The 12,548-nt window shown below is 71.7% G+C and carries 13 protein-coding genes; 6 read left to right on the top strand and 7 right to left on the bottom strand.

Annotated elements, in window-relative coordinates:
- Positions 1-58: 58 nt before the first annotated feature.
- Positions 59-1,030, bottom strand: coding sequence for an aldo/keto reductase (locus NS184_RS15535; RefSeq protein ID WP_058727002.1), 972 nt, complete (start codon positions 1,028-1,030; stop codon positions 59-61).
- Positions 1,031-1,217: 187 nt separating this feature from the next.
- Between NS184_RS15535 and NS184_RS15530 the strand changes: the two genes are divergently transcribed.
- A complete protein-coding gene (locus NS184_RS15530; protein WP_058727001.1) occupies positions 1,218-2,186 on the top strand; it encodes a beta-ketoacyl-ACP synthase III in 969 nt (322 codons plus the stop codon).
- A gap of 206 nt (positions 2,187-2,392) precedes the next feature.
- Here the strand turns inward: NS184_RS15530 and NS184_RS15525 are convergent, their stop codons facing one another.
- The 6 genes from NS184_RS15525 to NS184_RS15500 form a co-directional block, all read right to left on the bottom strand.
- Positions 2,393-3,292, bottom strand: a complete 900-nt coding sequence (locus NS184_RS15525; protein WP_193750500.1) for a hypothetical protein — start codon at positions 3,290-3,292, stop codon at positions 2,393-2,395.
- A 42-nt stretch (positions 3,293-3,334) separates the two neighbouring features.
- Positions 3,335-4,216 carry a hypothetical protein gene (locus tag NS184_RS15520; protein ID WP_058727000.1) on the bottom strand — a complete coding sequence of 294 codons (882 nt, stop codon included), beginning with the start codon at positions 4,214-4,216 and terminating at the stop codon, positions 3,335-3,337.
- A gap of 463 nt (positions 4,217-4,679) precedes the next feature.
- Entirely contained in the window at positions 4,680-5,045 is a 366-nt protein-coding gene (gene fliW / locus NS184_RS15515) for a flagellar assembly protein FliW (protein ID WP_058726999.1), read from the bottom strand.
- Positions 5,042-5,923, bottom strand: a complete 882-nt coding sequence (gene flgL / locus NS184_RS15510; RefSeq protein ID WP_058726998.1) for a flagellar hook-associated protein FlgL — start codon at positions 5,921-5,923, stop codon at positions 5,042-5,044. Before flgL ends, fliW begins: the two co-directional genes overlap by 4 nt.
- A gap of 2 nt (positions 5,924-5,925) precedes the next feature.
- The gene (flgK, locus tag NS184_RS15505; protein WP_058726997.1) at positions 5,926-7,347 is read right to left on the bottom strand and encodes a flagellar hook-associated protein FlgK; all 1,422 of its coding nucleotides are present in this window, start codon (positions 7,345-7,347) and stop codon (positions 5,926-5,928) included.
- A 2-nt stretch (positions 7,348-7,349) separates the two neighbouring features.
- Positions 7,350-7,868, bottom strand: coding sequence for a flagellar protein FlgN (locus NS184_RS15500; protein ID WP_345969018.1), 519 nt, complete (start codon positions 7,866-7,868; stop codon positions 7,350-7,352).
- A 436-nt stretch (positions 7,869-8,304) separates the two neighbouring features.
- Here NS184_RS15500 and NS184_RS15495 point away from each other — a divergent pair, with 436 nt between their 5' ends.
- From NS184_RS15495 to NS184_RS15475, 5 genes are all read left to right on the top strand, one after another.
- Positions 8,305-9,123 carry a sigma-70 family RNA polymerase sigma factor gene (locus NS184_RS15495; RefSeq protein ID WP_058726996.1) on the top strand — a complete coding sequence of 273 codons (819 nt, stop codon included), beginning with the start codon at positions 8,305-8,307 and terminating at the stop codon, positions 9,121-9,123.
- Between the two features lie 120 nt (positions 9,124-9,243).
- Positions 9,244-10,083 carry a flagellin gene (locus NS184_RS15490; RefSeq protein WP_058726995.1) on the top strand — a complete coding sequence of 280 codons (840 nt, stop codon included), beginning with the start codon at positions 9,244-9,246 and terminating at the stop codon, positions 10,081-10,083.
- A gap of 93 nt (positions 10,084-10,176) precedes the next feature.
- Positions 10,177-11,583, top strand: coding sequence for a flagellar filament capping protein FliD (gene fliD, locus NS184_RS15485; RefSeq protein WP_242863087.1), 1,407 nt, complete (start codon positions 10,177-10,179; stop codon positions 11,581-11,583).
- 11 nt (positions 11,584-11,594) lie between these two features.
- A complete protein-coding gene (gene fliS / locus NS184_RS15480; RefSeq protein ID WP_083513762.1) occupies positions 11,595-12,077 on the top strand; it encodes a flagellar export chaperone FliS in 483 nt (160 codons plus the stop codon).
- A complete protein-coding gene (locus NS184_RS15475) occupies positions 12,067-12,390 on the top strand; it encodes a hypothetical protein (RefSeq protein WP_058726994.1) in 324 nt (107 codons plus the stop codon). The genes fliS and NS184_RS15475 overlap by 11 nt, the downstream gene beginning before the upstream one ends.
- The last annotated feature ends 158 nt before the right edge of the window (positions 12,391-12,548 follow it).

The following is a 12,548-nucleotide window of genomic DNA, read 5'->3' as shown; positions in this document are numbered from 1 at the left end:
CCACGTGCCTCCAGTCCGTCGATCTGAGCGCCTCGCGGCGCGGATCAGGCGGGCCGGGTCACCAGGCGTAGTCCTCCGGGGAGGTCTTGTGCCCCGGGAAGATCTCGTCGAGGCGCGCCAGCGCGGCGTCGTCGAGGCGGATGTCGACCGCGCGGACCGCGGACTCCCACTGCTCCATCGTGCGCGGACCGGTGATGGGCGCGGTGACCGCCGGCTGGTGCAGCAGCCACGCGAGCGCGAGTTCGCCCGGGGTGTGGCCGAGCTCCTTCGCGAAGGCTTCGTACGCGGCGAGCTGGTCGTGGTGACCCTCGACGTACTCGGCGCTCCGGCCGGACAGTCGGCGCGATCCGTTCTCGGTCTTCTCGATCACACCACCGAGGAGTCCGCCCTGCAGCGGTGACCACGGGATGACGCCGAGACCGTAGTGCTCGGCAGCGGGCAGCACGTCGCGTTCGACGTCGCGGACGACGAGGTTGTAGATCGACTGCTCGCTGACGAGGCCGAGGAAGTTCCGGCGTGCGGCGGCCTCCTGCGCCTGGGCGATGTGCCAGCCGGCGAAGTTCGAGGAGCCCACGTAGAGCACCTTGCCCTGGGCGACGGCGACCTCGAGGGCCTGCCAGATCTCGTCCCACGGCGTCGCGCGGTCGACGTGGTGGAACTGGTAGAGGTCGATGTGGTCGGTCTGGAGGCGACGGAGACTCGCATCGAGTGCTTGTCGGATGTTGTACGCGCTGAGCTTCCCGCCGTTCGGCCAGTCGATCATGTCGCCGTAGACCTTCGTCGCGAGGACGGTCTTCTCGCGTCGACCGCCGCCCTTCGCGAACCACCGGCCGATGATCTCCTCCGTTGCGCCCTTGCCGACCGAGCCGCCGTAGCCGTTCGCCGTGTCGAAGAAGTTCACGCCGAGTTCGTGCGCCCGGTCCATGATCGCGTGCGAGTCGTCCTCGCTGGTCTCCGGTCCGAAGTTCATCGTCCCGAGCACCGCTCGTGACACCGACAGCCCTGTCCGTCCGAGGTGTGTGTAGTCCATGGACCCGGTCTACGCGGGGTGCGCCGGGTGCGCCAGGCACTGGTAGTACCGGTCTGCGGGTCGCGTCGGGGCCCGTCGAGTTGCGGTGCGTCGCGGTGCGGTGCGGTGCGGTGCAACGGCGGAGCATCGCTGGTGTGCATGCGGGCGGGGGCATGGAACGCTCGCGGCAGGGAGTAGCGTGCCGCGGGTGAACATCCCCGCACTCCGAGGCAGCCGGATCATCGGGTTCGGCCACCACCAGCCCTCGCGCATCCTGACCAACGACGAGCTCGCGACGATGGTCGACACGAACGACGAGTGGATCACCACCCGCACCGGCATCAGGACGCGGCACATCGCCGGCCCCGACGACACCGTCACCTCGATGGCGGTCGAGGCCGGGCGTGCCGCCCTCGCCGACTCCGGTGTCGAGCCGTCCGAGGTCGGGCTCGTCGTCGTGGCCTCCACCACGCACGAGGACCGGGCGCCGTACACCGCTGGCCGGGTCGCTGCGGAGCTCGGACTCTCCGCGCGGGCGGCACCGATCGACATCAACACGGCGTGCAGCGGCTTCGAGTACGCGATGGGCATCGCGGACCAGGCAGTCCGAACCGGATCCTCCGACGTCGCGCTCGTCATCGGTTCCGAGAAGCTGTCCGGGATCGTCGACTGGACCGACCGCTCGACCTGCGTGCTCGTGGGCGACGGAGCCGGGGCCGCGGTCGTCGGTGTCTCCGACGAGCCGCAGATCGGGCCGGCGTCGTGGGGGAGCGTGCCGCACCTGCAGCAGGCCGTGCGGGTGTCGGGCGAACCCGCGCGGTTCTCCCAGGAGGGCCGATCGATCTACCGATGGGCGATCACCGAGGCCGCCGACCATGCGCGCGCCGTTGTCGGGGCAGCCGGGTTGACGATCGACGACATCGAGGTGTTCGCGTTCCACCAGGCGAACCTGCGGATCATCGAGCCCCTCGTCGAGGCGCTCGGCGGATCCCCGAGGTACGTCGTCCGTGACGTCGTCGAGTCGGGCAACACGTCGGCGGCGAGCGTGCCACTGGGGCTGTCGAAGGCGTGGTCGCGTGGCGAACTGCCCGAAGGGGTGCCGGCGCTGCTGTTCGGCTTCGGAGGTGGCTTCGCGCACGCCGGCCAGGTCGTGACGACGCCCGTGCGGCGAGGCTGAGCCGGCCGCGATCAAGCGGCCGGTCGGCTGGCCGGCAACGGGTCCGGTGACGACCGTTCCGACGAGCGGTGATCGACGGGTACGGGGCTGCTCGGGCCCGGCCGTCCGGACGAGGGTCGGCCGACCGAGTCTGACCTGCTCGGGCCCGGCCGTCCGGACGAGGGTCGGCCGACCGAGTCTCACCTGCTCGGGCCCGGCCGAACCGACTACCGCTGATCCACCGGGCCGGGGTCGGGCGTCTCGGCCCAGAGGTCCTCGTCCGCCTTGCGACGGCGCCACGGCAGCGCCTTGCGGCCCTCGGAGGACGACTCGCGACGCTCCTTCGACCCGCGGGCAGGCTTCGCGTCGAGCACGATCGGGAACTGCGCCGGAGGCGTCCCGAAACCGGTCCGCGAGGCGTTCACCACCTTGCGACCGAGCGCGTGGTTGCCGAGTCCGCCCACCGCAGCGCCGATGCCGAAGGGGAGCGCCCGGCCGACGATCGTGGAACCCTGGCGAGCCGCGAAGCGCCGGACGAACTGGTCGCGGACCTGACCGCCGATGCCCGAGACGACCTGCTTCGGCAGTGACGCCGTCACCATCTCGCCCCAGAACGCGGACCGTGCCTGACCGCCCGCTGCCTGGCCCGCGAGCTGCTTGATGAGCTGCGTCCCCGGCGTGCCGAGGATGAGTGCCATCACCAGCGTACGGGCCCGCTCCGGGTCGTCGAGGGCGATGCCGTGCACCTCGGTCACGGACTGGGCGAAGAGCGCCGTTGTCTCGAGGAAGCCGACCGTCTCCGCGCCGCTCAGCCCGAGCGCGGCGGCCATGCCGACTCCCGGGATGACCGCGCTCGCGCCGACCGCCGCACCACCCGAGGTCACTGCCGTCAGGTACTGCCGCTCGAGGATCTGGATGATCTCCGCCGGACTCGCGTCGGGGTGCCGACGCCGGAGCCGGTTCACATGTGCGACCACCGCCGGGCGCTGCACGCTGAGGACGCGGTCCAGCCACTTGACCCAACCGCCGCCGCTCTCCACCCGTTTGCCGTCGGCGTCGAGTGCGTGCTGTTCGACCGGGGCGACCGGCATCGGGATGATCGCCTGGTCCTTCTGCTGTCGGGCCATGGGGGAGACCGTACGCCGCGCTGGTGGGAGCGATCCCCATGGTCATCGGCACGGCACCCCCGCCCGTCGGAGCGCGTCGCGGACCCGCTCGGGGTGCATCAGGTCTCGCCAGGTGAGCCGCAGGACGAAGCGGACCTCGGGGAAGGAACGCACGAAGTCCTCGCGGCGCTTCTCGCGCCAGTGCGCGTCGGCGGTCGATGCGCCGCCGAGCATGCCGGCGTCCTCGTACTTCCCGCGTCCGTCGACCTCGACCACGACGCCCTGGTCCGGGAACCAGAAGTCCACGTTGGCCGGCGGCTCACCCGGTCGCCGGAACTCGTGTTGCTGCACTGGATCCGGCGTCCCGAGCTGCCGGAAACGCACGCGGCACAAGGACTCCGCCGGCGAACCGGACAGCGCCGACCCCATCGAGAGCGCCGCTGACGCCCGCTGGGGGAGGTCGCGTCCACCGTCGGCGGCTTCGAACGCGAGCATCTCCGGCCAGACCCGGCCGTCGTGGAGTGCGTGGTCGATCATCGGGACCGACGTGAGCGCAGCCTTCGTCGCCGCGACGTCGACGAGGGTGCGGACGAGTGACGTGACGACGGCGCCGTCGCACTCGGCGTCGTGGACGCAGGGAGCGCTGGACCAACGCTGCGCGGAGTGGTCTGCGCCGGGTCCGCCCGGACGTCTCCGCGTGTGCGCGGTGGTGTCGGTCCGACCACGGCGCGGGTCGGTCACGTCCACCCGGTCCGGTGCAGCGCCGATGACCGGCAGGCCGTGCACGACGGCGGCGGACAGGTGGGACACACGCGCGGGAGCCACCACGTCGGGAGCGGTGGCCCGCACGAGCAGGAGGTGTCGGTCCTCGGGTCGGAGTCCGATGAGCAGCTCGGGATCGACGAGCACCCCGGGGCGCACGGCGGCGAGCGTTCCGCGGTGCACCGCTCGCTGGAGGCGACGCCGCTCCGCGCTGGGGTAGAGCCTCGTTCGGATGAGGGGGATGTCTCGTGTTCGCTGGTCCACGACGGCAGGTTCGCACTCCGGGAGCCGTCCGATCAGGACTGCACCGACCTTGTGGACGGCGATCCGCGCCTCCGACCCTGTGGAGGGAAGGCGCGCGCGCAAGGAACGACAGCGTCGCTGTCGTGCGACAGCGGCCGTGTCGCAATCCCGCGGCTGCAACTGTTGCGCGCGCAAGGAACGACTGCGTCGCTGTCGTGCGACAGCGGCCGTGTCGCAATCCCGCGGCTGCAACTGTTGCGCGCGCAAGGAACGACTGCGCCGGTGTCGTGCGACAGCGGCCGTGTCGCAGCCCCGCGGATGCAACTGTTGCGCGCGCAAGGAACGACTGCGCCGGTGTCGTGCGACAGCGGCCGTGTCGTTCGACAGCGGCCCGCCCGCGTCCCTACCGGCGGGCGAGCTCCGCGCGCAGCGGGAAGTCCTGGTCCTCGAGGATGAGCTGAGCGCCGACCGACGTCCGGGCGTTCACCACGACGGGGGCGAGCAGGTTGACCGTGGTGCCCTCCGCCGCCGGGTTCGCGACGACGAGGAGCATCGCGTCCTCGGGTGCGGTGAGCCCGAGCACGTCCACCTGCGCGGTCGAGAGCACGGGCTCGTAGGCGGGCAGGTGCACGGCTGCGTCGAGCAGGAACAGGCGCGAGCCGTCGCCGACCAGGGTGAACAGCCCCTCGGAGCCTTCGACGGGCGTCAGCGTGAAGGCCGATCCGCTCAGGCCGAACGGCGGGACGGGGAACGTCAGGTCGATGCTCATCGGAGGTAGTCCATCAGGGTCGGCTGCAGCACCTTCGCGGTCACGGCGAGTGCTGCCTGGTAGTTGGTCTGCTGCACCTGGAGGTCGAGGACGGCCTTCGCGAGGTCCTTGTCCTCGACGTCCGACCGGCGCCCCTCGAGCGCGACGGACGCGGTCTTCAGCGAGTCCTGCGCGGTCAACGCAGCGGCGTGCCGGACACCGACGTCCGCCTGGGCGCTCCGCACGGTGTCGATCGCACCGTCGACGTCGTTGAGCCTCGGGTTCACGTTCACGCCGTTCTGCAGGTCGGACACGATCGAGTCGATCACCGAGAACACCGACGTCGACCCGGAGCCGAACACGGCCGATCCGGGGGTGTCGACCCGGACGGACAGGGCGTCGCCGACCCGTCGCGAGACCGCGGTGCCCGAGGCGGCGAACCCGCTTGCCGGGTCGTACGCGGTCGCGGCGGTCGACGAGCCCGCGAAGACGTTCCTGGTGCCGTACGTCGTGTTCGCCCGGGCCTCGAGGTCCGACTTCAGCGCCCGGAACTCGGTGATGAACGCGTCGCGGTCGGTGTCGCTCATGGTGCCGGAGTTCGCGGCCTGGACGGTGAGGTCGCGCACGCTGTTCAGCACCGAGTACACCGACGTCAGCGTGCTGTCGGTCGTCGCGAGCCAGCCCACCGCGTCGTCCGCGTTCCGGGCGTACTGCGCGTTCGCGGCCTGCTCCTTGCGCACCTGCATCGACGTGCCGGTCCCGACCGGGTCGTCGGACGGCCGCGAGATGTTCTTGAGCGTGGTCGCCTGGTCGGTCAGCTGCGCGACCTTCGCGGCGCCGGCCTGCAGGCGTGCGCTGGCCGCGGCCATCGACATCTGGGTGGTCACCCGGGTGATCATGTTCAGCTCCTGCCGACGAGGCCGACGCGGTTGATGATGGTGTCGAGCATCTCGTCGACGGCGGTCAGGACGCGCGCGGCGCCCTGGTACGCGTGCTGGTAGCTCAGCAGGTTGACGTTCTCCTCGTCGAGGTCGACGCCGGCACCCGACTGCTGCTGGGTGCGCGCGCTGGTCAGTGCGAGTCCGGTGAGCGTCGATTCCGACGCGGCCGACCGGGAGGCACTGCCCACCCCCGTCACGAACGTCGTCCAGGCCGCGTCCGGACCGTCGGACGCCGCCCCGAGCCGCGCGAGCGCGTCGGCGAACGAGTCGTCGAGTTCCCCCGCCGCGTTCCGCGTCGCCAGACCGCTCGCGTCCGTGGGGACGACGGACAGCCCCTGTGCCGCGGGCACCCCGGGCGCGACGGCGAAGAAGGCGTGGCCCGTGGTGCCGTCCGCCGTGGAGCCGGACTCGTGCACGGCGTTCACGACGGCCGCGAGCTTCGTCGCCACGGCGTCGTACGAGGCAGACGCCTGTGCGAGCGCACCGCCGGTGCCCTGGGCGTCCGCGGGGGCCAGGAGCGACAGCGCGCCGCCGATCGACCCGCCGGACAGCGACACCGCGCCGGCCTGCCCGGACGTCCAGGTCAGGGTCACCGCGGCGCCGTCGCGCAGCGCGGTCGCGCCGCCGAGGGCCAGGGAGCGCGCGTCGGTGCCCTGCACGATCGGGTTCCCGCCGATGAGCACGTCGGCCGTGCCGTCCGCGTTCGTCCGGACGGTCCCGCCGGCCAGGGTCGCGATCTGCTCGGTGAGCTGGTCGCGCTGGTCGAGCAGTTCGTTCGCGTTGCCGCCCGCAGCGAGCGCGGACCGGATCTGCCCGTTCAGGTCGGCGACCTGCTTCGCGGCGTCGTTCAGCTGCGTCACCTGGGCGGCGACGGTCGCGCGGACCTGCGACCACTGCTGGTCGAGCGCCTTCGAACCGCTCGACAGCGTCGACGCGACGGTGTTCGCGGCGCCGAGGAGCGTGCTCGCGGCACCGGGGTCGTCGGGGTGTGCCGCGACCTGGCCCCACGCCGACCAGAACGCGTCGAGCTTGGCGGAGAGGCCGTCCTTGCCGGGCTCCTGCAGGCCGGTCTCGAGGGCGCTCAGCGCGGTGGCGCGGACGTCGGCGTACGCAGAGGAACCCGCGGCGACGCGCACGCCGGCGTCGAGCGTCAGGGACCCGAGCCGGGCGATGCCGTCGACCGAGACGCCCTGCCCGGCGAGGGCCGCCGTGCCGCGCATGAACCCGGTCTGGGCGGCGGGGATCGACGACTGGGTCACCCGCTGCCGGGTGTACCCGGCGGTCCCGGCGTTCGCGATGTTCTGCCCGGTGACGTCGATGCCGGCGCGAGCGGCGGCCAGGCCGGAGTACGCCGTCGCGAGGGAGCCGAAGGTGCTGACCACGACTACAGGTTCCCCTCGAACAAGCGCGCCCCGTCGGCGCCGGAGCCGCTCGTGCCGGTGGCGTCGTAGGTGGCCGAGGCTCCGACCGTGCCGGCGAGGGTCTCTTCGGTCGCGTGGGCCGCGGCGCGGAGGAAGCGGTCGTTCTCGTCGCGGAGCGCACCGATCTGCGTCGTCAGCTCGACCATCGCGGTGAGGTGCGCGCCGAGGATCTCGCCCCAGGGGCCGTTCGGCGCGGCGGCGACGACGTCACGCAGGGGAGCATCTGCTGCGACGCCCCACTCCTCGGCGACCTCGGCGCTCGACGCGGCCCGCTCGAGCCCCGTACTGCGGAGTCGTTCGAGCACCTGCTCGACCTCACGGCTGGCGTGCGACACCCAGCGGGAGCGTCCGGCGGCGAGGAGCAGCTGCTCCTCCTCGAGCTTGAACGTGAGCAGTTCGAGCAGTTCGCGTTCGCGCCACAGTACGGCGGACAGGTCGTTCACGCTCATCAGCTCCTCCCGGGTGGTGGTTCGGTCCGTCATCCTGCGGACACCGTGGACTATCGGTCCGCGAGCTGGTGACGTAAGCGCCGTGCGCTGACGTGCGCGCAGATGCGACGGGACGCGATGCGGCGCGACCGGCGGTGCGGGCGTACCCCGGGCCTCCCGTCCGGACCGCGATCGGGGGACAGAACCGGCTGTTCCGAGCCTCGTGTCCTCCCAAATGCCGACCCGGATCGACGGGGGTCACCCCCGCACTGGGTACGGATGAGGGCCTGTTCAGAGCCTTCCCAGCCGATACATTCAGAACGCACCCCGGGGGACAGACCCGGCACGCGTCGCAGGGACGCGGAGGTGCCCGCCCGGAGGGACCCGGGCGGTCTTCGACGTACGTTCCGGCCTGCCGTGGCCGGTGTCCGTCGTGCCCACCGACGGGCGACCCACGGACGGGCTTCAGGTCGATCAGGGGATCAGCAGCATGGACCGCACCGAACGCAACACGATGATCGTCGAGCACCTACCGCTCGTCGGCTACATCGTCGCCGACGTCCGAGCACGGGCCACCCACCTCGACCGGGACGACCTCGCCGCCGTCGGTTCCCTCGCCCTCGTCGCCGCCGCCGACGCGTTCGACCCGACCCTCGGCGTGCCGTTCGGCGCCTACGCCCGGACCCGCATCACCGGCGCGATCGCCGACGACATGCGCTCCGCCGACTGGGCGTCCCGCGGCACCCGGAAGCGCATCCGCGAGACCCTCGCCACGCAGGAGGCGCTGTCCGCGCGGCTCGGCCGCTCCGTCGGCGTGCAGGAGATCGCCGACGCGATGGGCGTCGATCGGCAGACCGCCGCGGACGCCATGAGCGACGCCGGCCGCACCGTCACCGCCATCGACGAGACCGTGCACGACGTCGTCGCCGCGGACATCGCGCTGCCGGGCGACGACCTGCTCGAGACCGAGAAGCGTCGGTACCTCCGCGCCGCGGTCGAGGCGCTCCCGGAGCGGATGCGGTTCATCGTCGAGCAGGTCTACTTCGGCGACCGGTCCGTCACGGACGTCGCCGCCGAGCTCGGGATCACGCACTCCGCGGTGTCGCAGCAGCGCTCCGAGGCGATGCGCCTGCTCCGCGACGGACTCGCCACGCACTACGGGGACGGCGGGGCCAACCCCGAGCCCGCGTCCCGGACCACTGCCGCCCGCCGCAGCGCCTACCTCGCGAAGGTGGCTGCGAACGCCGCCGCCGGGGTGGCCCGCGCCGTGCACGACGCCGCCGCGGCGCCGGTACCAGCGGCGGGGTAGACGTCCGGCCGGAACTTTTCCGGTCCGGCACTAACGACTCGACGCCGCCGGCCGAGAGTCACCCGTGTCAGCCCATGGACGGGCAGACACCGAACCCAAGGATTCACGGAGGAAACCACCATGGGTATGTCCATCAACACCAACCTCTCGGCACTCAACACGTACCGGAACCTCAACGCGACGCAGAACGACCTGTCGAAGTCCCTCGAGAAGCTCTCGTCGGGTCTCCGCATCAACCGTGCTGCCGACGACGCTGCCGGTCTGTCGATCTCCGAGGGGCTGAAGTCCCAGGTCGGTGGCCTCACGGTCGCCGCCCGCAACGCCCAGGACGGCATCTCGGTCGTGCAGACGGCGGAAGGCGGTCTCACCGAGACGCACGCCATCCTCCAGCGCGTCCGTGACCTCGCCGTGCAGGCGGGCAACGACTCGAACAACACGGACTCGCGTACGGCGATCCAGACCGAGGTCACCCAGCTGAGCGCCGAGCTCGGCCGGATCTCGCAGTCGACCAACTTCAACGGCATCAACCTGCTCGACGGCACCGCCGGCACCGCAGGCGTGCTGAACTTCCAGGTCGGCGCGAACGGTGATGCGGCCAGCCAGATCAAGGTAGACCTGTCCAAGGCCAACGTCGGGGACGTCTCGACCGCGGTCGCGGGTCTGAAGTTCAGCACCGCGGCGGAGGCGCAGACCTCGATCGCGGAGATCGACGACCAGATCAAGTACGTGTCCGCTGCTCGTTCGAACATCGGTGCCGTCCAGAACCGCTTCGACCACGCCATCAACGTGACGAACGTGGCCAAGGAGAACCTCACCGCGGCGGGCTCCCGCATCACGGACGTCGACATGGCGGAGGAGATGGTCAAGTACACGCGCGACAACATCCTGAGCCAGGCCGGCACCTCGATGCTCGCCCAGGCGAACCAGAGCACGCAGGGTGTGCTCTCGCTGCTCCGCTAGTGAACCCCGTGGCGTCCACCGGCACCGTTCGGGTGTGCCGGTGGACGCCACACCCTCTCTGATCCCCGTCTGAGTCCGTCGGAAGGAGCGCACGTGTCGTCCGTGTCCTCGGCGTCGTCGCTCGCGATCGACGGCCTGGTCAGTGGCCTCAAGACCACCGACCTCATCAACTCCCTGATGTCGATCGAGCAGGTCCCGCAGACGCTGCTCAAGAACAAGGTCACGTCGACCAACTCGTTCATCTCGTCACTGCAGACGATCAACGGGCTCGTCCAGGCCTTGGCCACCAAGGCGTCCGACGCCGCGAAGGCCGCCTCGCTCGACGTCTTCACCGCCACGTCCTCGTCGCCCTCGGTCACCCCGACGACCGGCACCGGCGCCTCGTCCGGCTCCGTGTCGTTCACCGTCGGCTCCACCGCGACCGCGCAGGTCGGGGTCACCGCAGCGATGTCGACGTGGTCGGCTGACGCGGGCCCGCTGACGATCGTGGGCTCCGACGGCACGAAGACCACCGTCACACCGGCATCGGGTTCGCTCGACGACACCGTGTCCGCGGTGAACAAGTCCGGCGCGGGCGTCACGGCGACGAAGGTCGCCGCCGGCACCGCCGCCGACGGGACCAAGCTGTACCGCCTCCAACTCACGGCGTCGACGACCGGTGCGTCGGGCGCGTTCAGCGTGTACCGCGGCTCCGGTGCCGACGTCGACGCCGGGACCGCGACGGACGTGCTCGCCGGGACCGGAGCGGCCGTCGTCACGCCCGCGAAGGACGCCAGTGTCACGCTGTGGGCGGGGACCGCCGCCGCGCAGACCGTCACCAGTGGCTCGAACACGTTCACCGACCTGCTGCCGGGCCTCAACGTCACCGTCAGCCAGGTGACGACCGACCCCGTCACGGTGGCCATCGCGCAGGACACCACGAAGGCCCAGGCGGTCGCGTCGGGCCTCGTCGACGCGCTCAACGCCGTCACGAACTACTACGGCTCGAACACGGCCGTCACGAGCACGACCAGCCCGACGACCGGCACGACGACGACGACCGCGGGCGTCCTGCTCGGCGACGCGACGACCCGGTCGGCCGTGCAGGCCCTCAGCGCCGCGATGTCCGCCCCGGTGAACGGGAAGTCCCCGTCGTCGATCGGCATCGTCGTGACGAAGGACGGCGACTTCACGTTCGACGCCGACGCCTTCCAGAAGGCCCTCGCCGCGGACCCCGCGGGCACCCAGGCGATGCTGTCCGGGATCGCTGCGACGGTGGGCGCGGCCGCGACGGCGGCCTCCGACAAGTACGACGGCTCGATCACCTCGACGATCTCCGGCCAGCAGTCGGTCGTGAAGGACCTCACCACCCAGATCGACAGCTGGACCGACCGCCTGACCATGCGCCGTGCGACCCTGCAGACGCAGTACGCGGCGCTCGAGACCAGCCTCAGCAAGCTCCAGTCCCAGTCGAGCTGGCTCTCCGGCCAGCTCGCCGGTCTGTCGAGCTCGAGCTCCTGACGGGAACGACCATGACCTACGACCTCCAGGCCGCCGCCTTCCGGCAGGCAGCCCAGCCCCGCACGGTGACCGACCAGCGTCGCGCGCAGTACACGAACGAGGCCGTGCTCTCCGCGACGCCGGCCCAGCTCGTCACGATGCTCTACGACCGGCTCCTGCTCGACCTGCACCGCGCCGAGGCCGCGCAGACCGGCTCCGACTGGGAGGCCGCGCGCGAGCAGCTCCTGCACGCGCAGGCCATCGTCGGCGAACTCTCCTCCACCCTGCGCATCGACGCGTGGGACGGCGGCGAGGGCCTCCTGGCCATCTACAACTACGCGAGCACCTCGCTCATCACCGCGAACGTGCACCGTGACGTGCAGGCGACGCGGGACTGCATCCGCATCCTCGAGCCGCTCCGGCAGGCCTGGCACGACGCCGCGGCCTCGCTGCCGGCGGCGTCCGCCGCACCGGTCGTCGGACACGCGGCGGACGGAGCGCTCGGTGTCGCCTGACGACGGCGCCCTCCGGGCCGGATGGGAGGCGCTGCTGACCTCCATGGAGCAGGACCTCGCCGCGCAGGTGGCCGGGTCGGCGAGCGGACCCGATGCCAGTCCGGCCGCGCCGTCGTGGACCGAGCCGACCGCGCTGGGACCGGTGCCGCGCGACCTGGTGGGTCGTGCCTCCCGGCTGTTGGCCGCGCAGCGGGACCGGGCGAGCGTCCTCGAAGCCGAGCGCGCCGCCGTCCTGGAGCACCTCGGTGCCCTGCGCGCGGTGGACGCGACACGGGAGCCGCGCGGCGCCGTGTACCTCGACGCCTCCGCGTAGGCAATGGCAGGCGGTCGGTGCGCCGCCCGCCGCTGTCGTGCGACACGTTCGCTGTCGTCCGACGGCGGCGGAGTCGTTCGTTGCGTCCGGGTGATGCGGGCGCGTGCACGGTGCGACAGGTCCGCTGTCGTTCGACGACGGCGGTGTCGTTCGTTGCG

Origin of the sequence: Curtobacterium luteum (genome assembly GCF_001475545.1) — a bacterium.
Lineage (GTDB): Bacteria > Actinomycetota > Actinomycetes > Actinomycetales > Microbacteriaceae > Curtobacterium > Curtobacterium luteum_A.
Note: the sequence above shows the minus strand (reverse complement) of the source record. Positions and strands in the feature narration are given on the sequence as shown.

What these genes read in the sequence shown, in the direction of transcription:
- fliW (WP_058726999.1), bottom strand. Translation starts at nt 5,045, where the DNA reads ATGAGCATCGACCTGACGTTCCCCGTCCCGCCGTTCGGCCTGAGCGGA.
- flgL (WP_058726998.1), bottom strand. Translation starts at nt 5,923, where the DNA reads ATGATCACCCGGGTGACCACCCAGATGTCGATGGCCGCGGCCAGCGCA.
- NS184_RS15490 (WP_058726995.1), top strand. Translation starts at nt 9,244, where the DNA reads ATGGGTATGTCCATCAACACCAACCTCTCGGCACTCAACACGTACCGG.
- NS184_RS15535 (WP_058727002.1), bottom strand. Translation starts at nt 1,030, where the DNA reads ATGGACTACACACACCTCGGACGGACAGGGCTGTCGGTGTCACGAGCG.
- NS184_RS15495 (WP_058726996.1), top strand. Translation starts at nt 8,305, where the DNA reads ATGGACCGCACCGAACGCAACACGATGATCGTCGAGCACCTACCGCTC.
- NS184_RS15525 (WP_193750500.1), bottom strand. Translation starts at nt 3,292, where the DNA reads ATGGCCCGACAGCAGAAGGACCAGGCGATCATCCCGATGCCGGTCGCC.
- NS184_RS15500 (WP_345969018.1), bottom strand. Translation starts at nt 7,868, where the DNA reads ATGACGGACCGAACCACCACCCGGGAGGAGCTGATGAGCGTGAACGAC.
- fliS (WP_083513762.1), top strand. Translation starts at nt 11,595, where the DNA reads ATGACCTACGACCTCCAGGCCGCCGCCTTCCGGCAGGCAGCCCAGCCC.